We start from the raw sequence: 24,352 nt of genomic DNA on the forward strand, positions 1-24,352 counted from the left end.
TCAGGAGGTGCGGCGGCGGCCCGTCACGCCGAACGCGACGCCGGCGACGCCGATCACGATGCCGGTGACACCGAGGACGCGCGCGGTGGTGTCCGAAGTCGTCCCGGAGGCCGCCTCGGTGTGGCCGTCCTCGGCGGTGTGGCCGGAGTCGGCGGGCTTCTTGGCGTCGTCGTGGTGGGCGCCGGCGGCCTTGGCGGCGGTCAGCTCGAGGACCGGCGCAGGGGTCTGCGGCTCGGGAGCGCCCGCCTTGGGCTCCTCGATCCAGCGGACGACCTCGTTGTTGTCGTACGTCTGGATCGCCTTGAAGACCATCCGGTCGGCGTTGTCCGGCAGCTTGCCGACGGACACCGGGAACTGCTGGAACTTCCCCGGCTCGATCTTGCCGCCGCTCCACGTCACCTTCGTGACGGCCTCGTCGATCTGCTTGCCGTGCACCGTCAGCGGCTTGGCGAGCTTGCTCTTCTCGACCGTGACGGTCCAGCCGGGCACGTCCTGCGGCATGACGGAGGACAGGGGCTGGTCGGTGGGGAAGTTGACCTCGACCTGCGTGGTGGACGCGTTGTCGCGCTCGTTCGGCACCTTGAAGGCCAGGGTGGCGAAGCCGCCCTTGGGGGCGTCGCCGGGCTGCACGCTGACGTGCGCGAAGGCGGGCCCGGACAGGGCGAGGACGGCGCCGGCGGCGAGGACGGCGGCGGCGGGAACGCGTGAGCTCTTCATGTGAGGACTCCGGGAAGCGGGGGTGACGGTGGCTCCGCGCGCGGGCGCGCGGCGTACCGCGGCACCGCTGCCTCCCGGTGTTTGCGTGCTCCGGGCCGGGGAGGGGTGCCGCGTCAGGCTGCGAGGGCGTAGGCCGCCGGCGGCCCGCGCCTGACCACCGTGTGGTGCAGGGCCTCCCGGCCGGTGTGCGCGGCCGGCTCGGCTGCGGTCCGCCGGACCTGCGGCCCGGCGGCGGGCGCGGCCGCGAGCCCGGCGCCGAGTGCCCGGACGAACGCCAGGGCGGCGCACAGCGCCCGCACCGGGCCGGCCGCGGCGGAGCCGCGGGACAGCTCGACGAGCCGGAAGAGGGCGGCGTCGCCGCGTCCGAGGAGCCAGCCGGCGGCGAGCGCGGCGAGCAGGTGCGCGGCGGTCATGCCGGGGCTGAGCAGGCCGGCGGCCGGAGCCCCGGCGGACTCCGCCAGGCCGGCGTGGCCGGTGTGCGCCGAGGCCGCGGCCTGCGCCGCGAGAGCGGCCGGGTCGAGGCCGGCTGCCTCCAGGATCCGGCGGGCGTCCTCGGGGCCGAGCGGGACCGCGTTGCCGCCGCAGACGAGCTGTGCGGCGAGTTCGGCGAGCGCGGCATCCGTGTTGGCGCCGACGGCCGCCTGTGCGCTGGTTCCGTGCTGGGCGAGGCCGAAGACGGCGTGCAGCCCGAGCTGTCCGCCGGCGAGTGCGACGGCGAGGCCCGGCAGCGAGCGACGCCGCCCGGCGAGCGGTGCGGCGACCGCGAAGACTCCCGCGAACGCGACGGCGAGGGCCCACCAGGGGACCGCCGCGCAGGACGCGAGGGCGTGCCCGACCGCGGACAGCACGACGCAGACCGCGGTGAAGACCGCGGCCCGGATCAGCCGGAGGCCGGCTCCGGCGGGCGTCGTCTGCGGGACAGTCATGGCCGGGCCATCATCGCACTGCCCTCCGCACTCCCGTACGGCAGGTCCGGAAGGTCGCCCGTGCCCGTTGTGCGGCGGCTTCAGCGGGCCTGTCCGGCCCGGGGCGCGCCCCGGGCGCGGCATACACGCCGTCTCCGGCGTGCCGCATCGGCCGAATGAGGGCTGCGGGGGGTGCCGGTGGCTTACGGCCCGGCAGGGGAGGCAATAGGTAACGGTATGAGCATCTGGTGGTCTCTCCAGTTGAGGCGCGAAGCCGCGAGCGTGCCGCTCGCCCGGCGTTTGCTGCTGAGGACGATGGAGACCGCGGGGGTGGACCCCGACATCTCCTACGAGTTGTCGGTGGCGCTCAGCGAGGCCTGCGCGAACGCGGTGGAGCACGGCGGACCGGCCCCGGCCGCGGAGCCGTGCGGCGACTACCGGGTCACCGCCTACCTGGACGGCGACTGCTGCCGCATCGAGGTCACCGACTCGGGGCCGGGCTTCCCGGATCCGGGACCGGCGGCGCTGTCCCGGCGGGCGCGGGCGGCGGCGTCCGGTCCCGCAGCCGGGAGCGCAGCGGGCGACGAGGGATCCGGCGAGGGCGCCGTCGGCGAGAGCGGCCGCGGTCTGTGGCTGATCGAGGAGCTCGCCGACCACGTCCGGTTCCGCAACCGGCCGGGGCGCGGCGCGGTGGTCAGCTTCGACAAGATCCTCAAGTGGCGCGACGGAGCGGCGCTGCTCCAGGTGTCGTGAACCACGCCGATGGGCGGGGCTCCGTACAGAGCCCCGCCCATCGGCGGAGTGCGGCGCAACAGGCCGGCAGCGGCCTGCCGGGTCGGCCGCGATCAGCCCTTGAGGCCGGCCATCCAGGCCTCCACCTCGGCGGAAGCGCGCGGCAGCCCGGCCGACAGGTTCCGGTTGCCGTCCTCGGTGACGAGGATGTCGTCCTCGATGCGGACGCCGATGCCGCGGTACTCCTCCGGCACCGTCAGGTCGTCGGCCTGGAAGTACAGGCCCGGCTCGACGGTCAGGCACATGCCCGGCTCCAGCGTCCCGTCGACGTAGGCCTCGGTGCGCGCGGCGGCGCAGTCGTGGACGTCCATGCCGAGCATGTGGCCGGTGCCGTGCAGGGTCCAGCGGCGCTGGAGGCCCAGTTCCAGGACGCGCTCGACCGGGCCGTCCAGCAGGCCCCACTCGACGAGCTTCTCGGCGAGGACGTGCTGCGCGGCGTCGTGGAAGTCGCGGAACTTCGCGCCGGGGCGGACGGCCGCGATGCCGGCCTCCTGGGCCTCGTACACGGCGTCGTAGACCTTGCGCTGGATGTCGCTGTACGTGCCGCTGATCGGCAGGGTGCGCGTGACGTCGGCCGTGTAGAGGGAGTGGGTCTCCACGCCGGCGTCGAGCAGGAGCAGGTCGCCGGAGCGGACGGGGCCGTCGTTGCGGACCCAGTGCAGGGTGCACGCGTGCGGGCCGGCTGCGCAGATGGAGCCGTAGCCGACGTCGTTGCCCTCGACGCGGGCGCGAAGGAAGAAGGTGCCCTCGATGTAGCGCTCGGAGGTGGCCTCCGCCTTGTCGAGGACCTTCACGACGTCCTCGAAGCCGCGGACGGTGGAATCGACGGCCTTCTGGAGCTCGCCGATCTCGAAGTCGTCCTTCACCGCGCGGGCCTCGGAGAGGTAGACGCGCAGCTCCTCGTCGCGCTCGGCGGTGACCTTGTCGGTCAGGGCCGTCTCGACGACGGCGTCGTGGCCACGGACCACGCGCACCGGACCGGTGGCCTCGGCGAGGGCCTCGGGGAGTTCGCGGACGTCCTTGGCGGGGATGCCGAGGAGCTGTTCGGCCTCGGCGAGGGAGTGCCGGCGGCCAACCCAGAGCTCGCCCTGGCCGGACAGCCAGAACTCGCCGTTCTCACGGTTGGAGCGGGGCAGCAGGTAGACGGTGGCGGTGTGGCCGGTGTCGCCGGAGGGCTCCAGGACCAGGACGCCGTTCTCGGTCTGGTCGCCGGTGAGGTACGCGTACTCGGTCGAGGCGCGGAAGGGGTACTCGGTGTCGTTCGAGCGGGTCTTCAGCCGGCCGGCGGGCACGACGATGCGGTCGCCGGGGAAGCGCTCGGACAGCGCGGCGCGGCGGGCGGCGGTGTGGGCGGCCTGGGCGATCGGTTCGAGGCCGTGCAGCTCGGTGTCCGCCCAGCCGGTGCGCATGCTCTCGGCGAGTTCGTCGCTGACTCCCGGGTACAGCCCGTTCTTGCGCTGCTTGTGCGTCTGCTTGGGCTGCTCTTCTTCCGGGGTCTCCGGGGTGAGCTCGTCAGCCACGTCTTCTCCTCAGCTACGACAGGACCGGGTTGGGACCGCTTCCATCGTATGTGCGAGGGGAAGACGCCGAGACGACTGTGACAAATCAGTCAAAGCGGGCAGCGAGGAGGACGATGTCCTCTTCGGCGCCTGCCGCGGCCGCCGCGGGGTCGCCGGTGGGCAGCACCGTGCGCAGGACGTGCTCGCACAGGGCGCCCGGTTCCCGGCGGACCGCCCGGGGGGCTCCGGCGGCCGCCGCGTGGAGCCGCGCATACGCGCGGTCCATCGGGTCGCCGGTGCGCCGCAGGAGCCCGTCGGTGTACAGCAGCACCGTTTCTCCTGGTGCGGGCTCGAACTCCACACTGGGCGCCTCCCAGCAGGAGAGCATCCCCAGCGGCGCGGACAGCGAGGTCTCGACGAACTCCGTGCGGCGCTCGCCGACGACCAGCGGCGGGGCGTGCCCCGCCCCGGCCAGCACGATCTTGCGCCGGGCAGGCTCGCAGTAGGCGAAGAGGGCGGTCGCACAGCGGGCGGGCTCGGTGAGCCGCAGCAGCAGTTCGAGGTCGGAGAGGACCGCGACGGGGTCCTCGCCCTCCATCACCGCGTACGCGCGCAGCGAGGCGCGCAGCCGGCCCATCGCGGCGACGGCACTGGGCCCGGAGCCGGTCACCGACCCGACCGCCAGCCCGAGCGCCCCCTCGGGCAGCGGGAGCGCGTCGTACCAGTCGCCCCCACCGCGCGGCGAGGGGTGGTGGCGGGCTGCGAGCTCCACTCCGGGGACCCGGGGCAGCCGGCTGGGCAGCAGTTCCTCGGCGACGGTGGCCAGGCTGGTGCGCGAGCGCTCCGCGTCGAGCACGCGGGCGAGGTGCTCGGCGGCGTGGCGGACGTAGAGGCCGACGAGGTCGCGCTGGCGGTCGCTCGGCTCGGCCTGCTCGTCGTAGAGCCAGACGACCGCGCCGAGCCGCCCGGTCGCCTCGGCGGCCAGCGGCAGCGCGTAGCTGGCGGCGTAGCCGAGCCGGGCCGCGACCTCGCGGTGCCGGGGGTCGACCGGGGCGCCGTGGCCGCCGGCTCCGGGTGCGGCGTCGGGTTCGGGCAGCACCTCGGAGCCGCCGTGGGCGTCGGGGAGCCCGTCGAGGATCCGGCCGTAGGGGGTGGCGGCGCGGGGCACGGTCTCGATGTGTCCGAGCTCGGCGCGTCCGAGCCCGAGGCCGACGGTGGTGGCGGGGCCGAGTCCGTCGGACGGCTCCAGCACGATCAGGCCGCGGCGGGCGCCGACGAGGGCGGCCCCGGCGCGCACGAACTCGCGGAGGGCCGACTCCAGGACGGCCGTGCGGGCGAGGCGTTCGGTGAGCTCGTGGAGGGTGGTCAGATCGGAGACCATGCCTGCGAGCCGGTCCTGGACGAGCGTGCCGGGGGCGGGAGGCGCTGCCGGTGCGGCGGCGGTTCGGGGCGGCGCGGCCGCCGTAGTGTGCGGGACCGCTGCGACTGCCGGATCGATTCCGGCCACTTTCGGCGGATGGGGGGCGCTCATGGCGTCCGCCTTTCCACCTGGTGCGATACGCCGTATAGCATCGCAAACCCCCAGATCGTGCTGCGCCGCCATCAATGAATCCACATCTACACGCACACGAGGATCGATGTCCAGCATTGTCCCGGTGGGAATCCTGGTGTCCGTGAGGCTGCAACTCACTGTCCGGTCAAGGCTAGAACTTGGCTGGAAAAAGCTGGAACAGGACGGTTTTTGCGATCGACTGGTCAGACGTGGAAGAGGCTCCGGGTACGTAGTCGGTGTTCCCCGGGGCCAGTTGGCGCAGCCCGGCAACCGCCGGGAACCGCCCGCCAGGGGCCGCCGTCCTTAACGGAGGCAGCCGGTCTCGGCACCGGCGCGGGGCCGTGATCCGCCCGCCCCCGCCGGACGTTCCATGAACCCGTAACAAAAGTGCACGAACCGTGTGAACCCGCTTCCTGCGGACAGTGGCGCGAAAACGTGTACGTGTGGTGAGACACCTCATACGTGGTGTGATCAGGCCCTCGGCGTTCAACGGAAAGGAACGAGCGCTCATGCGCGAGATCCTCGGAAGGCGTCTCCAGCGGCTCCGCAACCGCCTGACAACCCTCCGGCCCTCCCCGGTGCAGCGCGACGACCCGGCACACCCAGACCCGGCGCTCCCCGGTACGGCGCTCCGCGATGCGGCGCTGACCTGTGCCACCGTCCGGCGGTGGCCCGTCCTGCCGGGCGTCGGCCCCGCCGGCCCGCCCGGTGCCGCGGCCTCCTCCGCGGCCTCCGCGGCCCCGGAGGTCTCCCCGCTACCGGTGCCCCCGGCCGCCCGGTGCGCGTGCCCGGATCCGGACTGCCCCGTACCGGGCGCGCACCCCTTCGACCCGGGGCTGCTCGCCGCGACCACCGACCCCCGGATGGTGGCCTGGTGGTGGACCCGGCGGCCCGGCGCCCCGCTCCTGCTGGCCACCGGCGGCGGCGCGCCGTGCGCGGTGAGCCTGCCCGCCGCCGCGGCCGCACGGGCCGTGGCCCGGCTGGAGGGGCAGGGCATGCGGCTGGGCCCGGTCGCGGCCACGCCCACGCGGTGGTCGCTGCTGGTGGCGCCGTACTCGCTGGAGCGGCTCGGAGAGCTGCTCTACGCCAAGGACCACGTCCCGTCCGCGCTGCGCTTCCACGGGGAGGGCGGCTACCTGCTGCTGCCGCCCTCCCCCGCGTCCGGAGGCGGGCGGGTGCGCTGGGAGCGGGAGCCCGCCGCGACCGGCGAGCCGTGGCTGCCGGACGTCGAGGCCGTCGTGGACGCGCTCGTCGAGGCGAGCAGCGGGGCTTCGGGCGGCGGCAGCCGTCTCGCGTACTGACGGACCCGCTCCGGAAGGACGCCCGTACCCGGGTCACTCGTTCGGGTGCCGGAGCGGCGAGTTTCCCGGGGAATTGGGCGCGGGGATCTCCGCGCCCCATTCCCGCGTCGCTATCTTCGGCGAATGAATCTCCGCTTGATCGGTATCGGCGCCGGTGTGCTGATCATCCTGTCGCTCCCGTTGGCGGGTGCGATCGCCGGACCGGATTTCGCCGGTCGTGATGACGGAAAAGGCGGTGGGCTGCTCTCCACCCTCGGCATTGCGGGCCCTTCCGGCGGCACCGCCCGGGAATCCCCCGCGGCGGCCGCCGAAGGGCAGGAGAAGGCGCCCGCGCAGGCCGGTGCCGCGGTGCGTCCGGGCGAGCCGGCCCGTCCGGGTCCGGCCGAGCAGCCCCGTACGGAATCGGCGTGCGGGCCCGAACTCACCGCGCCGCAGGGGCTGGAGGCGCAGACCTGCGTGCTCGCCGCCGAGGGGCGGACCTGGGGGCGCACCTACTACCGCAACACGAGCGGGCGTGCGCTGGACGCCGTGCTGACGGTGATGGGGCCCGCCGGGCGGACGGTGCAGATCCGCTGCACGGTAGGGGCGGGCGACGAGCCGGGGCTGTGCGAGACGCCTCGCGAGGCGTCGGCGGGGCCGCAGAACGCGTACTCGGCCGTTGCGGAGTTTGCAGTTCCGGATGATGAAGGGGAGCTGCTGCTGCGCTCCGGGAGCAACGCACCGGAGGCGGAGGGCCGTTGACCCGCGGGGGAAATGGAAGGGCCCGGTCGCTGGCGACGGGGGATGCACCAGCGACCGGGCTACAAGAACCGTAACAAGAGATCGCCTGTTCGCAAATTCGATCTCTGATATTCAGACACCGATTCGCAGACGATTAGCGGGAGTTGTGACACCGGTCACCAACCCTGCACGGACCGTCCCCGATCGGCGGGCGATCAGCTCAGGGTCACCTGGCGGTTGGTGAGCCCGCCGCGTGCGCGGCGCTCGTCCGAGGTCAGCGGGGCGTCCGAGGCGAGGGCCGCGGCCAGCCGCTCCGCGAATTCGGCGGCCGGCTTCTCGACGTCCTCGGCGGACACCCCGGTGGGCAGGTCCCAGACGGGGACGACGAGGCCGTGGGCGCGGAAGGAGCCGACGAGCCGGGTGCCCTCGCCGAGCGAGGAGGTGCCCGCCGCGTGCAGCCGGGCCAGGGCGTCGAGCAGCTTCTCCTCGGGGTGCGGCATGACCCAGCGCAGGTGGTTCTTGTCCGGGGTCTCGCACCAGTACGCGGCCTCGACGCCGGCCAGCTTGACCGTCGGGATGGCGGCGGCGTTGGCGCGCTCCAGGGAGGCGGCGATCTCCGGGGAGGCGTTCTGGGCGCCCTCCGCATCCGGAATCCAGAATTCGAAGCCGCTGTGCACAACCGGCTCGAAAACGCCGTCGGTGTCCAGGACCTCCTGGAGCCGAGGACCCTCGGCGGGAACCCGGCGCGCGGCGACCGGATTGCCCGGCTCCGTGGCGAGGGCGCGCTCCAGCGTGTCGGCCATCTCGCGGGAGAGGTCGCCGCTGCTGGCGTCGTTCTGGAGGCCGAGCAGGACGGAGCCGTCCTCGCGGCGCAGCGCCGGCCACGCCATGGGCAGCACGGTCACCAGGGTGACGGAGGGGACGCCCTCGGGCAGGCCGCCCTTGAGCGACAGCGGAACGGTCGCCGCCGGGACGAGTTCGCGCAGCGCGACCCAGTCGCACTCGCCGGGGAGCCCCTCGAAGGGGCGCTGCACGTGAGCGGTCGCGGCGTGCGAGGCGGCCGCGCCGTGGCAGGCCTTGTACCGGCGGCCGGAGCCGCAGGGGCAGGGCTCGCGCGCGCCCACGACCGGGATCTCGCCGTTCTGGAGCTGCGGCTTTGCAGTCTTGGCTGCGGGGCGCTTCTTGGCCATCGTGGGTGTCTCCCGGGTGCGGCGGTACGGCTGTTGCGTCTGGGCGTGAGCCTAGCCGCTCGTACCGCCGTGGCCCGGAGGGTGCGGCCGGGGGCGCGGTCGGCGCGCGCTCCCGGGGCCGTGTCAGGGAGCCAGGTCGTCGAAGGCGGTCGCGAAGTCGAGGACCGGCGCTGCAACGCGCGTAGCGAAATCGTCGTGCCGCGGCCCGCACGCGACGATCACCCACACGGTGACCTCGCCCGCCGCCCCGTCCCTGACGCCCCAGGCCGTCGAGAGGGCGCTGATGATGTTCAGCCCCCGGCCGCCGTGCGCCGTGACCGAGGGGGTCGACGGCAGCGGCCGCGTCGGCCCGCCCCCGTCGGTCACCTCGACCGTCAGCCGACCGGCCCCGTCGATGCGCCACGCGGCGCGGACCCCGCCGTCCCCGGCTCCGGCCGTGCCCAGCGGCCGGCCGTGGCGGCAGGCGTTGCTGAGCAGTTCGGAGAGGATCAGCACGGCGTCGTCCACGACGGATTCCGGCACTCCGCTGATGCGCAGGTCCTCGCGCATCCGATGCCGCGCCTCGCTCACGCCCGCAGGACCGTGGAGTACGTCCACGCACGACGACGTGGGCACTTCCTGTGCCACCACCAACGCCACCCCCGGAACCTCCTTAGCCCCACGCCAAGGTCTGGATGCCCCCCCGGTCCGGACCGGAAACCGGCGGCGGGGACCCCTCTGACGCATTCATGACGAGTGGTGGCGGAGAGCATGCGCCGGGGCACACCCCGTCACCCGTGTGACGTCGGCGACCGGTGGGCAAACAGGGACGTCAACGCCCGAGTTGGGACAGAACCTGCCGCGGCCTGTTGGTGATGATCGCCTCCACACCCAGATCAGCGCAGAGCTGAACGTCGTCCGGCTCGTTCACCGTCCAGACGTGGACGGGGTGCCCGGCGTCCTGGAGCCTGCGGATGAAGCCCGGGTTGTTGCGCACGATCCGCATGCCCGGACCCGCGATCCGCACACCCCCCGGCAGGCGCCCGTCGCGCAGACGGGGGGTGACGAACTGCATGAGGTACACCGTCGGAACGGTCGGGGCGGCCGCGTGTACGCGGTGCAGGGAGCGTGCCGAGAAGCTCATGACGCGGACGGGGTGCGGGCCCTCGGCGGGCGGGGCGTCCAGGCCGAAGCGCTTGAGGAGGAAGAGGAGGCGCTCCTCCACCTGTCCGGCCCAGCGCGTCGGGTGCTTGGTCTCGACGGCGAGCTGGACCGGGCGGCCGGCATCGGCGACGAGCTCCAGCAGCCGCTCCAGGGTGAGGACGGACGTCCGCTCGGGGTCGGCCACCCAGTCGGGCGACTCCTCGCGGTCCTTCCAGGAGCCGAAGTCGAGGGCGGCCAGATCGGCGAGCTCCAGGGCGGAGACCGCGCCGCGGCCGTTGGAGGTGCGGTTGACCCGGCGGTCGTGGACGAGGACCAGGTGGCCGTCGGCGGTGAGGCGGACGTCGCACTCCAGGGCGTCCGCGCCGTCCTCGATCGCCCTCCGGTACGCGGCCAGGGTGTGCTCGGGGGCGTCCTCGGAGGCGCCCCGGTGGGCGACGACCTGGATGGGCGGCGGCGTTGCGTGGGTCACCGGGTCATGGTGCCATCGCGGGGCCGGCGGTGCGGTGGCTGCGTGCGGTCGCGGTGCTGCGGAGGTGCGGCGGCGGCGCTGCGGAGGCGCTGCGGCAGACCCCGGGGATGCGCCCGAAATGCCGGGCATAAAGGATGGGGGAGACGCACAGGTCCGGCTTACAGTGCTCTGACGGGTCATGGGGAACGCTTGGCCCAGGAACTTGTGTGGCACGTCGAACGTTCAGTCGGGCCGTACCACCAGTGAGAAGTCGTGTGTGACGAGGAGAGAGCGCTGTGAGCACCGAGAACGAGGGCACGCCGGCCCCGACGCCCCCTGCGGCCCCGTCGGCACCCCCGGCGGCGGCTCCCGCTTCCGAGGCGCCCGCCGCCCCGGCGACCGGCACGCCCGCAACCCACCCCGCGCCCCCGGCCGCGGCACCCGCGGACGCCCCGCCGGCCGCGCTGACCGCCAAGCCCGCCGCCGAGCCGGTGGCCCAGCAGATGCCGCCGGCCGCCGCGCCCGGCACCGAGCACACCCGGCCGATGCCGCCCGCCCCGCCCCAGGCCCCGGCTGCGGCCGCGTACGCGTATCCGCAGACCCCCGCCCCGCATCCGGGCGAGGCCGCGCACGGAGCCGGCGGCTGGCCGCCCCCGCCGCCCGCGGTCCCCGCGTACGGTGCGGGCGGCGGCCAGGGCGCCGGCTGGGGCGCCTTCCCGCACGACGGCGCCGCCCCGGCCAAGCGCCCCGGCAAGGGCGGCCTGGTCGCCGCGGTGCTCGCGGCGGCCCTCCTGGCGGGCGGCGTCGGCGGTGGCGTCGGCTACTGGGCCGCCGACCGCAACGACAACGGCTTCGGCTCGACGACGATCACCGCGGGCAACACGCCCAAGGACCTCAAGCGCGAGCCGGGCTCGATCGCAGGCCTGGCGGCGGGCGCCCTGCCCAGCGTCGTCACCCTCCAGGCCTCCGCGGGCGACGGCGAGGGCGGCACCGGCACCGGCTTCGTCTACGACCAGCAGGGCCACATCCTCACCAACAACCACGTGGTCGCCTCCGCCGCGAACGGCGGCCGGCTCTCCGCGACCTTCTCCGACGGCAAGAAGTACGAGGCCGAGGTCGTCGGCCGGGCCCAGGGCTACGACGTCGCCGTGATCAAACTGAAGAACCCTCCGGCCGGCCTGAAGCCGCTGCCTCTGGGCAACTCGGACAAGGTCGCCGTCGGCGACGCGACCATCGCGATCGGCGCGCCCTTCGGCCTGTCCAACACGGTCACCACCGGCATCGTCAGCGCCAAGGACCGCCCCGTCGCCTCGGGTGACGGCTCCGGCGCGAAGAACTCGTACATGAGCGCCCTCCAGACGGACGCCTCGATCAACCCGGGCAACTCCGGAGGCCCGCTGCTCGACGGCCGCGGTGCGGTCATCGGCGTCAACTCCGCGATCCAGTCGGCGGGCGGCGGCGGCCTCGGCGCACCGGCCGGCTCTATCGGCCTCGGCTTCGCCATCCCGATCAACCAGGCGAAGAACGTCGCCGAGTCGCTGATCAAGACCGGCAAGCCGGTCTACCCGGTGATCTCCGTCTCCGTCGACCTCCAGTCCAAGGTCGACGGCGCGAAGATCTCCGAGCAGGGCGCCCCGGCCAACGAGCTGGTCGACCCCAACGGCCCCGCCGGCAAGGCCGGCCTGCGGCCCGGCGACATCATCACCCGGTTCGGTGACCGGCCGATCGACAGCGGCCCGACCCTCATCAGCGAGATCTGGACGCACAAGCCGGGCGACGTGGTGAAGCTGACGTACCTGCGCGAGGGCAAGCCGACCACCGTGGACATCACGCTCGGCTCGCGCGTCGGCGACAAGTAGGCGACGGCCCGCCGGCGCAGGCGCCGGACGCCTACCGGGCGCCGGCCGGGCGCCGGACCGGGACTGGCCGGATGGGGAGGGGCCGCGGGCGGGAATCCGCCTACGGCCCCTCCCAACGTCCGCTTATGCTTTCGCTGTGTTCGATTCGCGGCACATACGCACGTTTCACGAGGTCGTCGCCGCGGGCAGCTACTCGGCAGCCGCCCGCGCCCTCGGGTACACGCAGCCGGCGGTCACGCAGCAGATGAAAGCGCTCGAACGGGCCGCCGGGACCCCGCTCTTCACCCGGGTCGGTCGCACCATGCAGCTCACCGAGGCCGGGAAGTCCCTCGCCCGGCACGCCGAGTCCATCCTCGGCACCCTCACCGCCGCGGAATCCCAGCTGAAGGCGTACGCCCGGCTGCGCACGGGCCGGGTGCGGCTCTGCGGCTTCCCCAGCGCCAACGCCACACTCGTCCCGGAAGCCCTCAGCAGCCTCGCCAAGGACCACCCGGGCATCCAGGTCGAACTCCTCGAATGCGAGCCGCCGGAGTCGCTGCGGCGGCTGGAGCGCGGCGAGTGCGACATCACGCTGGCCTTCACCTATCCCGGCCTGCACGAGGAGCTGCCGGAGGAGGTGGCGGAGATCAGGCTGATGGAGGACCAGCTCACGGTGCTGCTGCCCACCGGCCACCCGCTGGCCCGGCGCAGGGCCGTCCACCTCGCCGACCTCGCGGAGGAGCGCTGGATCGCGGGCTGTCCGCGCTGCCGCGCCAACCTGCTCCACGAGTGCGCCGAGCTGGGCTTCGTCCCCGACATCCGGTTCGCCACCGACGACAACCTGGTGGTGCAGAGCATGGTCGGACAGGGGCTCGGTGTCGCCATGATGCCCGCCCTGCTGCTCCCGTCGCTCTCGCTGACCCGGGTCTGCGGCCGCGCCCTCCAGCCGGCCGCCCGCCGCCACATCGCCGCGTACGTCTACCGCGACCACCTGAGGATCCCGGCGACGGCGGTGGCCCTGGACGTCCTCAGGACGGTGGCGTCGAACCGCGTCGGCTGCTGACGCAGCCTCTGCGGGCCCGAACCGGATGTGCGAGCGGCCCGACCCATAAGCGCTCGTTGGGATTTCGGGTGAAAACTGTCGTTGGACGTGATGGATCGGCGCCTCGACGCTGCCTGTATGACCACCACCGCGCCGGCCCGCACGACCACGAGGATGGCCGCCCTCGTCCGTGAGATACGCACCGTCGTCGACCGGGGCCTCACCCCGGAGCAGACCGCCCACCAGGTGTGCGAGCGCGTGGCCCCGCACCTGGGGGCACCCGATCTGCTGACCCCCGAGCAGTGCGAGGGCAGCCCGGACCGCTACCGCCAGCACGTGCTGCACGCCGAGCCGGACGGCAGCTTCTCGGTGGTGGCGCTGGTGTGGCTGCCCGGTCAGGAGACGACCATCCACGACCACGTCTCCTGGTGCGTGGCAGGGGTCCACCAGGGCCAGGAAGGCGAGCTCCGCTACCGGCTCGTGCCCGCCACGGAGACGTCCGCCGCGCGCCTCGCGGCCACCGAAACGGTCGTCAACGGTGTCGGCGACGTCTGCGGGTTCGCCCCGCCCGGAGACATCCACAAGGTCCGCAACTCCTGCGGCACGAAGGCGATCTCGATCCACGTATACGGCGCCGATGTCGTCCGGCTCGGCAGCAGCGTCCGCCGCGTCTACACGCTCCCCGTCGACTGATGGCCCTGCTCAACCGCCCGGTCCGGGCGGCGGACGGGTCCGGCGGCCGGCTTGTTTCACGTGAAACACCCTCGTCTTGGCCGGGGTTGGCCACGGCCGCGGTCGGCGTCGGGGCGGCGTGGTGCGTGCACCGGCTGCTGCCGGGCGTCCCGATGCTGACGGCCGCGGTGGTCCTCGGCATCGCCGCGGCGCACCTGCCCGTCCTGCGGCACACCGTGCGCGGAGTCGCACGGCCCGGGCTCTCGCTGGCCGGTCGGCGGCTGATGCGGATCGGCATCGTGCTGCTGGGCCTCGGACTCGGCCTGGACCAGGTGCTCCGGCTCGGCTGGGCCACAGTGGCCATGGTGGCGGGCGTGGTCGCAGCCACCTTCCTCGGCACGGTCTGGCTGGGCCGCAGGCTCGGCCTGCCGGGCGACCAGCCGCTGCTGATCGCCACCGGGTACTCGATCTGCGGAGCCTCGGCGATCGGCGCGGTGAGCCAGGTGTCGGGCAGCGACGAGGAGGACGTCGCCGCCTCCGTCGCGCTGGTGACGCTGTGCGGAACGCTGGCCATCGCGGTGCTCCCCGTCCTCCAGGACCCCCTGGGGCTGGCCGACGAGGCTTTCGGGCGGTGGGTCGGCGCGAGCGTCCACGACGTCGGCCAGGTCGTGGCCACCGCCCAGACCGCGGGGCCGGACGCCCTGGGCGAAGCCGTCCTCGTCAAGCTGATGCGCGTGGCGCTCCTGGCCCCGCTGGTGGCCGCCATCGCCTTCTCGCTGCGGGCCCGGCGCCGCGGTGTTCGTACGGCGTCGGGGCGCCGGCCCGCCCCGGTGCCGCTGTTCGTGGCCGGCTTCCTTGCGGCGGCCGCGCTGCGGGCCACCGGCGTCCTCCCCGCAGCGGCCCTGGAGTGGGCGCACACGGCGCAGGAACTGCTGCTCGCCGCGGCCTTGTTCGGGCTCGGGAGCGCGGTCGACCTGCCGTCCATGGCGCGGACCGGCGGCCGGGCCGCCCTGCTCGGGCTGGCCGCGTGGGCGGTGGTCGCCGGCGTCTCGTACGCAGGAGTGCTGCTGACCGTGTGACCTGCGGGACGGGCGGGAGTCGGCCAAATGCCGGCCGGATCCGACCGACGTTTCGACCGGCTCCTGACTTCTCGTGCCGCGCGTGCGACCCTGCGGCCGATCCGCACCGACAGCTCTTCACCCCCACCCTGCCCGGACCTCACCGGACCGGGCACGGCAGAAGGAGTCTGCGTGAATCGTCATCGCACGGCAGCATCCGTCCTCCTGGCCGCAGGCGCCCTGATCGCGGGCGCCCTGACGGGAGCCGCCCCCGCGGCCGCCGCCGACGGCCCCGCCTCGTTCCGCCAGCAGCACACCGAGGGCTTCTGGACCGCCGAACGGATGCGCAGCGCCGTTCCGCTGGACGTGGTGGCGGTGCCCGGGACGGTGCGGCGCACACCGGCCGCGCCCTCGGACCGGCCCACGCTGATCGCGCCGACGCCCGCCTCGGCGGCGCCCGCCGCGGTCTCGCCGACCGCCTTCCCGCAGGCCGGCGGTCCCTGGACGGGCGGCGGGGCGGTGGTGAAGACCTCCGGCCGGGTGTTCTTCACGTTCGGCGACCGGACGGCCTCCTGCTCGGGCGACTCCGTGACCAGCGCCAACGGCAGCACGGTCATGACCGCCGGCCACTGCGTGAAGTACCAGGGCTCCTGGCACACGAACTGGATCTTCGTCCCGGGTTACGACAACGGGAGCGCGCCCTACGGGCAGTGGACGGCCACCCAGACCTTCGCGACGGACAAGTGGGCGGCGAGCGAGGACATGAACATGGACGTCGGCCTGGCCGTCGTCGCCCCGCTGAACGGCCAGAAGCTCAGCCAGGTCGTCGGCGCGCAGGGCCTGCTGTTCAACGGCGCCTACAACAAGCGGATGTACGCCTTCGGGTTCCCGGCGGCGTCGCCGTACGACGGCTCGAAGCTGGTCTACTGCAGCGGCAACAGCGGCAAGGACTTCCTGCTGACCAAGGACCACAGCCTGGGCTGCAACATGACGGGCGGCTCCAGCGGCGGCCCCTGGTTCCAGGACTTCGACGAGGCCACGGGCCTGGGCACCCAGGTCTCGGTGAACAGCTTCGGCTACGTCTTCCTGCCGAACCGCATGTTCGGCCCCTACTTCGGCAACGAGGCCAAGGCCGTCTACGACAAGGCCCAGAATTCCTGACCCCGGCGCCTCCCACCTCCCGGTACTCTGTACCGGCCAGGTGGGTTGCCCGAGCGGCCTAAGGGAACGGTCTTGAAAACCGTCGTGGCGCAAGCCACCGTGGGTTCAAATCCCACACCCACCGCACCACAGCCACAGCGATGGCTTTGAAGGGGCGCCCCGAGCACGGGGCGCCCCTTTTCGTGCTCTGGTGCGTTCGGGTGGTGTTTGTCGGACGATCGGCGCGGGGCGGGGTGGGCGTGCGGTTGCGGACACATCATGTCGAATGTATGCAGATCCGTCCGTCGGAACATCGCGAAACGAGGCTCCCCGTCATGGCTCAGCGCATTGCCGCCCGCTCCGTGTGGACCGTGTTCACCGCCCTGCTCCTCGCGGTGTTCGCCGCTCTCGGGTTCCGTCGCGGCAAGGCCGCCGCGGCCGGGGTCCGCGTCGGTGAGGCGCGGGTGTGGGCCACGCCGGCGGCCACGGCCCCGGGGGCTGCGCCGGCGGTGCGGCGCGCGTGGCCGGCGGGGGTGCGGGGTGCGGCGCTTCCGCCGACGATCAAGCAGCGGATCCGGGCCGAGGCGCACGGCAAGTCCCCCTCCGTCCGCCGGTCCGCCGCCGGTGCCGCGGCTGGTGCCCGGGTCGGGATGCTCTCCGCGGATGAGGGTGAGGCCGCCGGTGCTGCCGCCGTCGGCAGCGTGTCCGGCGCGGTGCCGGTCGTGCGGTGGCCGTCGGCCGTGCGGGCGCAGCAGGAGGGGTTCGCGCGGGCCGCGTAGGGCGCGTGCGCTGCATGGCGGGGCCGCGGAGCCGGGAGACGGTGGGGTTTCCGGACGGAGCGGCCCTTTGTGCGGTGTGGCCGCGGCGTCCCGAGCCTTGACAGCCACAGTAGATCTGACGGACAGTCAGATTGGTGTGGACGTCGTGATGCCCGGAGGACCGCGTGCACCTCGCCCCGACAGCAGCGCAGTTGAGGCTCCGCGCCGAGCTGCGCGCCTACTTCCAGGACCTCCTGCCGGACGGCCCTCCCGCCGATCCGCAGGCCCGGCGCGCCCTCCTGAGGCGGATGGGCTCCGACGGCCTCCTCGGCATCGGCTGGCCCGTCGAGTACGGCGGCCGCGGCCGCGGAGCGGACGAGCAGTTCGTGTTCTTCGACGAGGCCCACCGGGCGGGGGCACCCGTCTCCATGGTCACCCTGAACACCGTCGGGCCGACCCTGATGAAGTACGGCACCCGGGCGCAGAAGGACCGGTTCCTGCCCCGAATCCTCGCCGGCGAGGCCGTCTTCGCGATCGGCTACACCGAGCCCGGCGCCGGCACCGACCTCGCCGCCCTGCAGACCCGTGCCGTCCGCGACGGGGACGGCTGGGTGGTCCACGGGCAGAAGGCCTTCACCTCGAACGCCCAGCACGCCGACTGGATCTGGCTGGCCTGCCGCACCGACCCCGACGCGCCCCGGCACGAGGGCATATCGATCATCCTGGTCCCCACCTCCGCCGCCGGCTTCTCCTGGACGCCCGTCGAGACGGTCGGCGGCCTCACGACGACGTGCACGTACTACGACTCCGTGCGGGTGCCCGCCGGGAACCTCGTCGGCCCCGAGAACGGCGGCTGGCAGCTGATCACCAACCAGCTCAACCACGAGCGCGTCGCCCTGGCCGCCCTCGGCATGCAGGCCGAGGAGTTCCACGGGGCCGCACTGAGGTACGCCCGCACCCCCGACCCGGCCACCGGGGAGCGGCCGGCCGACCGGCCGTGGGTGCGGTCCAGGCTCGCGGAGGCCCACGCGCGGCTGGCCGCGCTCCGGCTGCTCAACTGGCGGCTCGTCCAGGACGTCGGAGCCGGCACCCTCGCCCCGGGCGATGCCGCCGGCGTCAAGTTCTTCGGCACCGAGACGGCCGTCGAGGTGTACCGGATGTGCCAGGAGGCCGTCGGCGAAGAGGCCCTCCTTCGCGGCGGCGAGCCCGGTGCCTTCGCCGGCGGCGAGCTGGAGCGGCTGAACAGGGCCGCCCAGATCAACACCTTCGGCGGCGGCGTCAGCGAGGTGCAGCGCGAGATCACCGCCGTGATGCGGCTCGGCATGCGGAGCGGGAAGCGGTGACCGCGGGAGACGGCGGCGGGTCGGAGGCAGCCTCCTTCCTCGCGCGCCTCAGGGTCTTCGAAGGCCTGCCCGCCGTCACCGGGGGCCGGGGGAAGGACCCCGTCAACGCGGCGATGATCCGCCACTGGTGCGAGGCAATGGGCGACACCAACCCGGCCTACACGGGGCCGGACGCCGTCGCCCCGCCCACCATGCTCCAGGCCTGGACGATGGGCGGCCTCTCCGGCCACGGCGGCCGCTCGGACGCCTACGACGAACTCCTCGCCCTCCTCGACGCCGCCGGCTGCACCTCCGTCGTCGCCACCGACTGCGAACAGGAGTACCTGCGCCCGCTGCGGCCCGGCGACACCGTCACCTTCGACGCGGTCATCGAGTCCGTGTCCCCCCGCAAGACCACCCGCCTGGGCACCGGCCACTTCGTGACCACCCGCATGGACGTGCTCGCCGACGGCGAACCCGCCGGAACCCACCGCTTCCGGATCCTCAAGTACGCCCCGGCCGCCGCACCCGCGCCGACCGCCCCCGCCCGGGCTCCGGCCCGCCCCCGCCGCCCCCGGCCGGTCGTCAACCGCGACAACCAGGGCTTCTGGGACGGCGTCCGCGAGCACCGGCTCCTGATCCAGCGCTGCACCTCCTGCACCGCCCTGCGCTTTCCCTGGCTGCCCGGCTGCAACGCCTGCGCGAGCCTGGAGTGGGACACCGTGCAGGCCTGCGGCGAGGCCACCGTCTTCAGCTACGTCGTCATGCACCACCCGCCCTTCCCGGCGTTCGACCCGCCCTACGCGGTCGCCCTCGTCGAACTCGCCGAAGGCGTACGGATGACCACCAACATCACCGGCGTCCCCCACGACCGGGTCCGCATCGGCATGCCCGTCCGCCTGGAGTTCCTCCGGGTCGACGAGGACCTGGAGCTGCCGGTCTTCCGAGGAGGGAGCGAGGCCTGATGGACTTCCGCCCCGGCGAGGAGCAGGCCGCCGCGGCCGCACTCGCCGCCCGCGTCTTCCGAGACCTGTCCACGCCCGAGCGCCTCGCCGCCGCAGGCTCCGGCAGCGACGCCGAGCTGTGGAAGGCGCTCTGCGACTGCGGACTGGTCGCCGCCGTCGAGGACACGGGCCTGCTCGGTCTCGTCCTCGTCCTGGAGGAGCAGGGCCGCACCACCGCACAGGTCCCGTACGCCGCCACCTGCGCCTACGGGATCCTCCCCGTCGCCGCCCACGGCACCCCCGAGCAGCGGAGGCGCCTGCTGCCCGCCCTCGGCACGGGCGAAGCGGTGGCCACCGGGGCCTTCCCGGACCGCGCCCGGGTCACAGCCGCCCCCGGCGGCCGGCTGACGGGAACCGTCTCCTGGGTGCCGTGGCTGCGCGACGCCACCCACGTCCTCGTCCCGGACGCCGACCGGGCCCTGTGGCTCGTACGGACGGACGCGCCCGGCGTGGCGGTCGAGCCGGTGGAGACGACGGCCCCCTGGTCGGCGGGCCGGCTCACCCTGTCCGGTGCCGGGGCGGAGCGGCTCGGCGGCGGCCGCCCGGACGCGTACGCCTCGGTCCTCGCCACCGCCCGTACCGCATTCGCCGGCCTCCAGGCCGGGGTCTGCGCGGGCTCCCTGGCCCGCGCCGTGGCACACACCTCCGGCCGGGAGCAGTTCGGGCGGCCGCTGGCCGCGAAGCAGGGCGTGATGCTGCGGGCGGCGGACGCCCACATGGACACGGAGGCGATCCGGGTCACCGCGTACGAGGCGGCCTGGCGGATCGACGAGGGCCTCCCGGCGGCCGGGCACGCGCTGACGGCGGCCTGGTGGGCCTCGGAGGCCGGCAAACGGGTCGTCCACGCCGGGCAGCACCTGCACGGCGGGGCCGGCGCCGACCTGGAGCACCCCGTCCACCGGCACTTCCTGTGGGGGCGGCAGCTGGACGCCTACCTCGGCTGCGGCAGCGAACTCCTCGCCGAGCTGGGCGCCCACCTCGCCCGCCCCGAGGACGGCCCCGACCGCGCGGACGCCCCCGGCGGCGCCCGTACGTCCCGGACCGGTGCCGCCGAAGGGGAGCACACGTGAACATCGGCGACACACTGGACCCGCTGGAGATTCCGATCACCCGCACCCTGATCGTCGCCGGGGCCATCGCCTCCCGCGACTACCAGGACGTCCACCACGACGCCCACCTCGCACGCGAGAAGGGCTCCCCCGACATCTTCATGAACATCCTCACCACCAACGGACTCGTCGGCCGGTACGTCACCGACCGGCTCGGCCCCGGGGCGGTGCTCCGCAAGGTCGCGATCCGCCTCGGCGCCCCCAACCACCCCGGCGACACCATGACCCTGACCGGGACCGTCACCGCCGCGGACGGGGACACGCTGGAGATCCGCGTCGTCGGTGCGAACGGCATCGGCCACCACGTCACCGGCACGGTCACGGTGGCCCTGCCCGCCCCGCCGCCGGCCGGCGGCGCCTCCGGAGGAGCGGCATGAGCCTGCGCACCCCCGACCTGCTCGGCGGCCGCGCCGCCATCGCCGGCATCGGCGCGACCGAGTTCTCCAAGGACTCCGGCCGCAGCGAGCTCCGGCTCGCCGTCGAGGCCGTGCACGCCGCCCTCGACGACGCCGGCCTCACCCCCGCCGACGTCGACGGCCTGGTCACCTTCACCATGGACGGCAACCCGGAGATCACGGTGGCCCAGGCCGCCGGCATCGGCGAGCTCTCCTTCTTCTCGCGCATCCACTACGGCGGCGGGGCCGCGTGCGCCACGGTCCAGCAGGCGGCGCTCGCCGTCGCGGCCGGCGTCGCCGAGACGGTCGTCTGCTACCGCGCCTTCAACGAGCGCTCCGGCCGCCGCTTCGGCTCGGGCGTCCAGCAGCGCGAGCCGTCGGCCGAGGGCGCCGCGCTCGGCTGGTCCCTGCCGTGGGGGCTGCTCACGCCGGCCTCCTGGGTGGCCATGGCGGCCCGCCGCTACCTGCACGTCCACCGCCTCACCCCCGAGGCCTTCGGACATGTCGCGGTCACCGCGCGCCGGCACGCCGCGAACAATCCGGCCGCCTGGTTCCACGGCAGGCCGATCACCCTCGCCGACCACGCGGCCTCCCGCTGGATCGTTGAGCCGCTACGGCTGCTGGACTGCTGCCAGGAGACGGACGGCGGCCAGGCGGTCGTCGTCACCACCGCCGAACGGGCCCGGGACCTGCGCCACCGCCCCGCCGTGATCACCGCGGCCGCCCAGGGCGCGGGCCGCCGCCAGGAGGGCATGACCTCGTTCTACCGCGACGACCTCACCGGCCTCCCCGAGATGGACGTCGTCGCCCGCCAGCTGTGGCGCACGAGCGGGCTGCGCCCCGCGGACATCGACGTGGCCGTCCTCTACGACCACTTCACGCCGTTCGTGCTCATGCAGCTGGAGGAGTTCGGCTTCTGCAAGCCCGGTGAGGCCGCCGACTTCGTGGCCGCCGGCGCGCTGCCGCTGAACACGCACGGCGGCCAGCTGGGGGAGGCGTACCTGCACGGCATGAACGGCATCGCCGAAGCGGTCCGCCAGCTGCGCGGCAGCTCCGTCAACCAGGTCCCCGGAGCGGCCCGCGTGCTGGTCACCGCCGGGACCGGGGTCCCGACCTCCGGCCTGATCCTCGGTACCGACGCGTGAGCCGGTCCCAGGCGGCCGTCCACCTTCAGGAGGTCGGGCCGTCCCCACCCCTACAACTTGAGGCGGATCCCGCTTCGGCACCTGCGGCCGATCCCTGCGGCGGTACCCGCTCCTAGCGTGGAGACATGACCACGCCTGTGTGCCCGCTCGCCTCGAACCCGACGCCGTACCCGTCGTTCTCGGCGTACGTCCGGAGCCGGGGCACGGCCCTGCTGCGTACCGCGCGCTCCCTCACGCCGAACCCGTGCGACGCCGAGGACCTCCTCCAGACGGCCCTCGCCAAGACGTACACCGCCTGGGACCGCATCGAGGACCACCGTGCCCTGGACGGCTACGTCCGCCGGGCCCTGGTGAACACCCGCACCTCGCAGTGGCGCAAGCGCAAGGTCGACGAGTTCGTGTGCGACGAGCTCCCCGAGGCCGAGGCGGCGCCGGCCACCGACCCGGCCGAGGCGCAGGCGCTGCGGGACGCGATGTGGCGTGCTGTGACCCGGCTGCCGGACCGGCAGCGAGCCATGGTGGTGCTGCGCTACTACGAGGATCTGACCGAGGCGCAGACCGCGGACGTGATGGGCGTGTCGGTCGGCACGGTCAAGAGCGCCGTCTCCCGTGCCCTGGTCAAGCTCCGCGAGGACCCGGAGCTCGTCCCGGTCCGCTGACCCGACCGCCCTCCCGCAGGGCCGTCGTGTTTCACGTGAAACAGACCTCCCGCCCGAGAGTTTCACGTGAAACATCCGCGGTCGCCCAGGCCGGCCTCCCTGCCTGCCGCCCTGTGCCGGTGCACCGTTCGCGGCCCTCCCGCCTGTGCGCCCGTCCATGCCGCGCCGCCGGCGGGGTCGGCCCGACGTGTTCGCCCCTTCCGGGTAGTGACATGCCGCGCGGTACGTGCGCAGAATCGGCAGCACTCGAAGCCGCCGCAGCGCCGCAGCGCCCACGGGAGGACGCTTTGCTGAGCACGATGCAGGACGTACCGCTTCTCATCAGCCGGATACTCCGCCACGGGATGACCATCCACGGGAAGTCCCAGGTGACGACCTGGACCGGGGAGGCGGAGCCGCACCGCCGCAGCTTCGCCGAGATCGGCGCCCGCGCCGGCCGCCTCGCCCACGCCCTGCGGGACGAGCTCGGCGTCCGACAGGACGATCGTGTGGCGACACTGATGTGGAACAACTCCGAGCACGTCGAGGCGTATTTCGCGATCCCGTCCATGGGTGCGGTCCTGCACACGCTCAACCTGCGGCTTCCCGCCGAGCAGCTGGTCTTCATCGTCAACCACGCCGCCGACCGGGTCGTGCTGGTGAACGGGACCCTGCTGCCGCTGCTCGCCCCGCTGCTGCCGCACCTGCCGACCGTCGAGCACGTCGTCGTCTCCGGCATCGGCGACCGCTCCGCGCTCGACGGGCTCGACGTCCGCGTCCACGAGTACGAGGAGCTCCTCGAAGGCCGCTCCGCCGACTTCGCCTGGCCCGAGCTGGACGAGCGCCAGGCCGCCGCCATGTGCTACACCTCCGGCACCACCGGGGATCCGAAGGGCGTCGTCTACTCGCACCGCTCGGTCTACCTGCACTCCATGCAGGTGAACATGACCGAGTCGATGGGCCTGACGGACAAGGACACGAGCCTCGTCGTCGTCCCCCAGTTCCACGTCAACGCATGGGGGCTGCCGCACGCGACCTTCATGACCGGCATCAACATGCTGATGCCCGACCGCTTCCTCCAGCCCGCCCCGCTCGCCGAGATGATCGAGCGGGAGCGGCCCACGCACGCCGCGGCCGTCCCCACCATCTGGCAGGGCCTCCTCGCGGAGGTCGCGGCGAACCCGCGGGACCTGTCCTCGATGCGCCAGGTCACGATCGGCGGCGCCGCCTGCCCGCCGTCCCTGATGGAGGCCTACGACAAGCTGGGGGTGCGCCTCTGCCACGCCTGGGGCATGACCGAGACGTCCCCGCTGGGGACCATGGCGCACCCGCCGTCCGGGCTGAGCGCCGAGGAGGAGTGGCCGTACCGCATCACGCAGGGCCGCTTCCCGGCGGGCGTCGAGGGCCGCCTGGTCGGCCCGGGCGGGGACGTCCTGCCGTGGGACGGGACGTCCGCGGGCGAGCTGGAGGTGCGCGGTCCCTGGATCGCGGGCGCGTACTACGGCGGCGTGTCCGGTGAACCGATCCGGCCCGGGGACAAGTTCAGCGCCGACGGCTGGCTGAAGACCGGCGACGTCGGCGTGATCAGCGCGGACGGCTTCCTCACCCTGACCGACCGGGCCAAGGACGTCATCAAGTCCGGCGGCGAATGGATCTCCAGCGTGGAGCTGGAGAACGCGCTCATGGCACACCCGGAGGTCGCCGAGGCGGCGGTCGTCGCCGTCCCCGACGACAAGTGGGGCGAGCGGCCGCTGGCCACCGTGGTCCTCAAGGAGGGTGCCACCGCCGACTACGCAGCGCTGCGGGAGTTCCTCGCCGGGTCCGTCGCGAAGTGGCAGCTGCCCGAGCGCTGGGCGTCCGTTCCGGCCGTCCCGAAGACCAGCGTCGGCAAGTTCGACAAGAAGGTGATCCGCAGGCAGTACGCGGACGGCGAGCTCGACGTCACCACCCTCGGCTGAGCCGCC

At 73.9% G+C, this 24,352-nt stretch carries 23 protein-coding genes and 1 tRNA gene; 17 read left to right on the plus strand and 7 right to left on the minus strand.

The window, feature by feature from the left end; all coding sequences use genetic code 11:
* Together IE170_RS03390 and IE170_RS03395 are read right to left on the minus strand one after the other, a co-directional pair.
* Entirely contained in the window at positions 1-717 is a 717-nt protein-coding gene (locus IE170_RS03390) for a YcnI family copper-binding membrane protein (RefSeq protein ID WP_189807803.1), read from the minus strand.
* Positions 718-830: 113 nt separating this feature from the next.
* Positions 831-1,643, minus strand: a complete 813-nt coding sequence (locus IE170_RS03395; RefSeq protein ID WP_189807804.1) for a hypothetical protein — start codon at positions 1,641-1,643, stop codon at positions 831-833.
* Between the two features lie 216 nt (positions 1,644-1,859).
* Here IE170_RS03395 and IE170_RS03400 point away from each other — a divergent pair, with 216 nt between their 5' ends.
* Entirely contained in the window at positions 1,860-2,375 is a 516-nt protein-coding gene (locus IE170_RS03400; RefSeq protein ID WP_189807805.1) for an ATP-binding protein, read from the plus strand.
* A 92-nt stretch (positions 2,376-2,467) separates the two neighbouring features.
* On the opposite strand, the gene IE170_RS03405 is transcribed toward IE170_RS03400, so the two are convergent.
* Together IE170_RS03405 and IE170_RS03410 are read right to left on the minus strand one after the other, a co-directional pair.
* The gene (locus tag IE170_RS03405; protein WP_189807806.1) at positions 2,468-3,934 is read right to left on the minus strand and encodes an aminopeptidase P family protein; all 1,467 of its coding nucleotides are present in this window, start codon (positions 3,932-3,934) and stop codon (positions 2,468-2,470) included.
* A gap of 85 nt (positions 3,935-4,019) precedes the next feature.
* Complete coding sequence (locus tag IE170_RS03410; RefSeq protein ID WP_189807807.1) at positions 4,020-5,561, minus strand: PP2C family protein-serine/threonine phosphatase; 1,542 nt, start codon at positions 5,559-5,561, stop codon at positions 4,020-4,022.
* Positions 5,562-5,974: 413 nt separating this feature from the next.
* Between IE170_RS03410 and IE170_RS03415 the strand changes: the two genes are divergently transcribed.
* Both IE170_RS03415 and IE170_RS03420 read left to right on the plus strand, forming a co-directional pair.
* Positions 5,975-6,766, plus strand: a complete 792-nt coding sequence (locus IE170_RS03415) for a bifunctional DNA primase/polymerase (RefSeq protein ID WP_189807808.1) — start codon at positions 5,975-5,977, stop codon at positions 6,764-6,766.
* 123 nt (positions 6,767-6,889) lie between these two features.
* Positions 6,890-7,507: a hypothetical protein gene (locus IE170_RS03420; RefSeq protein ID WP_189807809.1), complete on the plus strand. Its 618-nt coding sequence runs from the start codon at positions 6,890-6,892 to the stop codon at positions 7,505-7,507.
* Between the two features lie 194 nt (positions 7,508-7,701).
* On the opposite strand, the gene IE170_RS03425 is transcribed toward IE170_RS03420, so the two are convergent.
* From IE170_RS03425 to IE170_RS03435, 3 genes are all read right to left on the minus strand, one after another.
* Positions 7,702-8,676, minus strand: coding sequence for a DUF5926 family protein (locus IE170_RS03425; protein ID WP_189807810.1), 975 nt, complete (start codon positions 8,674-8,676; stop codon positions 7,702-7,704).
* A gap of 123 nt (positions 8,677-8,799) precedes the next feature.
* Positions 8,800-9,402: an ATP-binding protein gene (locus IE170_RS03430; RefSeq protein WP_189807811.1), complete on the minus strand. Its 603-nt coding sequence runs from the start codon at positions 9,400-9,402 to the stop codon at positions 8,800-8,802.
* Between the two features lie 85 nt (positions 9,403-9,487).
* Positions 9,488-10,288 (minus strand): glycerophosphodiester phosphodiesterase, encoded by an 801-nt coding sequence (locus IE170_RS03435; protein WP_189807812.1) that lies wholly within the window; start codon positions 10,286-10,288, stop codon positions 9,488-9,490.
* 275 nt (positions 10,289-10,563) lie between these two features.
* Between IE170_RS03435 and IE170_RS03440 the strand changes: the two genes are divergently transcribed.
* The 14 genes from IE170_RS03440 to IE170_RS03505 all read left to right on the plus strand — a co-directional run bounded on the left by IE170_RS03440 (position 10,564) and on the right by IE170_RS03505 (position 24,346).
* Complete coding sequence (locus IE170_RS03440) at positions 10,564-12,126, plus strand: S1C family serine protease (RefSeq protein ID WP_189807813.1); 1,563 nt, start codon at positions 10,564-10,566, stop codon at positions 12,124-12,126.
* A gap of 136 nt (positions 12,127-12,262) precedes the next feature.
* The gene (locus IE170_RS03445; RefSeq protein ID WP_189807814.1) at positions 12,263-13,168 is read left to right on the plus strand and encodes a LysR family transcriptional regulator; all 906 of its coding nucleotides are present in this window, start codon (positions 12,263-12,265) and stop codon (positions 13,166-13,168) included.
* Between the two features lie 117 nt (positions 13,169-13,285).
* A complete protein-coding gene (locus IE170_RS03450) occupies positions 13,286-13,840 on the plus strand; it encodes a cysteine dioxygenase family protein (protein ID WP_189807815.1) in 555 nt (184 codons plus the stop codon).
* Positions 13,840-14,898, plus strand: a complete 1,059-nt coding sequence (locus IE170_RS03455; protein ID WP_189807816.1) for a YeiH family protein — start codon at positions 13,840-13,842, stop codon at positions 14,896-14,898. The genes IE170_RS03450 and IE170_RS03455 overlap by 1 nt, the downstream gene beginning before the upstream one ends.
* A gap of 171 nt (positions 14,899-15,069) precedes the next feature.
* Positions 15,070-16,038 (plus strand): trypsin-like serine peptidase, encoded by a 969-nt coding sequence (locus IE170_RS03460; protein ID WP_189807817.1) that lies wholly within the window; start codon positions 15,070-15,072, stop codon positions 16,036-16,038.
* A 39-nt stretch (positions 16,039-16,077) separates the two neighbouring features.
* A tRNA-Ser gene (locus IE170_RS03465) sits at positions 16,078-16,162 on the plus strand.
* 190 nt (positions 16,163-16,352) lie between these two features.
* Entirely contained in the window at positions 16,353-16,796 is a 444-nt protein-coding gene (locus tag IE170_RS03470) for a DUF6344 domain-containing protein (RefSeq protein WP_223855500.1), read from the plus strand.
* Between the two features lie 164 nt (positions 16,797-16,960).
* Positions 16,961-18,118 (plus strand): acyl-CoA dehydrogenase family protein, encoded by a 1,158-nt coding sequence (locus tag IE170_RS03475; protein ID WP_189807818.1) that lies wholly within the window; start codon positions 16,961-16,963, stop codon positions 18,116-18,118.
* Positions 18,115-19,062, plus strand: a complete 948-nt coding sequence (locus IE170_RS03480; protein WP_189807819.1) for a bifunctional MaoC family dehydratase N-terminal/OB-fold nucleic acid binding domain-containing protein — start codon at positions 18,115-18,117, stop codon at positions 19,060-19,062. The genes IE170_RS03475 and IE170_RS03480 overlap by 4 nt, the downstream gene beginning before the upstream one ends.
* Positions 19,062-20,171, plus strand: coding sequence for an acyl-CoA dehydrogenase family protein (locus IE170_RS03485; protein WP_189807820.1), 1,110 nt, complete (start codon positions 19,062-19,064; stop codon positions 20,169-20,171). Before IE170_RS03480 ends, IE170_RS03485 begins: the two co-directional genes overlap by 1 nt.
* Positions 20,168-20,587 carry a MaoC family dehydratase gene (locus IE170_RS03490; RefSeq protein WP_189807821.1) on the plus strand — a complete coding sequence of 140 codons (420 nt, stop codon included), beginning with the start codon at positions 20,168-20,170 and terminating at the stop codon, positions 20,585-20,587. The genes IE170_RS03485 and IE170_RS03490 overlap by 4 nt, the downstream gene beginning before the upstream one ends.
* Positions 20,584-21,750 (plus strand): lipid-transfer protein, encoded by a 1,167-nt coding sequence (locus tag IE170_RS03495; RefSeq protein WP_189807822.1) that lies wholly within the window; start codon positions 20,584-20,586, stop codon positions 21,748-21,750. The genes IE170_RS03490 and IE170_RS03495 overlap by 4 nt, the downstream gene beginning before the upstream one ends.
* 125 nt (positions 21,751-21,875) lie before the next feature.
* Positions 21,876-22,409 (plus strand): SigE family RNA polymerase sigma factor, encoded by a 534-nt coding sequence (locus IE170_RS03500; protein ID WP_189807823.1) that lies wholly within the window; start codon positions 21,876-21,878, stop codon positions 22,407-22,409.
* A 287-nt stretch (positions 22,410-22,696) separates the two neighbouring features.
* Entirely contained in the window at positions 22,697-24,346 is a 1,650-nt protein-coding gene (locus IE170_RS03505) for a long-chain fatty acid--CoA ligase (protein WP_189807824.1), read from the plus strand.
* The last annotated feature ends 6 nt before the right edge of the window (positions 24,347-24,352 follow it).

The sequence above is a fragment of the Streptomyces toxytricini genome (assembly GCF_014649915.1).
GTDB lineage: Bacteria > Actinomycetota > Actinomycetes > Streptomycetales > Streptomycetaceae > Streptomyces > Streptomyces toxytricini.

Excerpts from the sequence above, each read along its gene's own strand:
- IE170_RS03415 (WP_189807808.1), top strand. The coding sequence starts at position 5,975 with ATGCGCGAGATCCTCGGAAGGCGTCTCCAGCGGCTCCGCAACCGCCTG.
- IE170_RS03430 (WP_189807811.1), bottom strand. The coding sequence starts at position 9,402 with ATGCGTCAGAGGGGTCCCCGCCGCCGGTTTCCGGTCCGGACCGGGGGG.
- IE170_RS03390 (WP_189807803.1), bottom strand. The coding sequence starts at position 717 with ATGAAGAGCTCACGCGTTCCCGCCGCCGCCGTCCTCGCCGCCGGCGCC.
- IE170_RS03395 (WP_189807804.1), bottom strand. The coding sequence starts at position 1,643 with ATGACTGTCCCGCAGACGACGCCCGCCGGAGCCGGCCTCCGGCTGATC.
- IE170_RS03485 (WP_189807820.1), top strand. The coding sequence starts at position 19,062 with ATGGACTTCCGCCCCGGCGAGGAGCAGGCCGCCGCGGCCGCACTCGCC.
- IE170_RS03400 (WP_189807805.1), top strand. The coding sequence starts at position 1,860 with ATGAGCATCTGGTGGTCTCTCCAGTTGAGGCGCGAAGCCGCGAGCGTG.
- IE170_RS03455 (WP_189807816.1), top strand. The coding sequence starts at position 13,840 with ATGGCCCTGCTCAACCGCCCGGTCCGGGCGGCGGACGGGTCCGGCGGC.
- IE170_RS03470 (WP_223855500.1), top strand. The coding sequence starts at position 16,353 with ATGGCTCAGCGCATTGCCGCCCGCTCCGTGTGGACCGTGTTCACCGCC.
- IE170_RS03410 (WP_189807807.1), bottom strand. The coding sequence starts at position 5,561 with ATGCTGGACATCGATCCTCGTGTGCGTGTAGATGTGGATTCATTGATG.
- IE170_RS03420 (WP_189807809.1), top strand. The coding sequence starts at position 6,890 with ATGAATCTCCGCTTGATCGGTATCGGCGCCGGTGTGCTGATCATCCTG.
- IE170_RS03425 (WP_189807810.1), bottom strand. The coding sequence starts at position 8,676 with ATGGCCAAGAAGCGCCCCGCAGCCAAGACTGCAAAGCCGCAGCTCCAG.
- IE170_RS03450 (WP_189807815.1), top strand. The coding sequence starts at position 13,286 with ATGACCACCACCGCGCCGGCCCGCACGACCACGAGGATGGCCGCCCTC.
- IE170_RS03495 (WP_189807822.1), top strand. The coding sequence starts at position 20,584 with ATGAGCCTGCGCACCCCCGACCTGCTCGGCGGCCGCGCCGCCATCGCC.
- IE170_RS03500 (WP_189807823.1), top strand. The coding sequence starts at position 21,876 with ATGACCACGCCTGTGTGCCCGCTCGCCTCGAACCCGACGCCGTACCCG.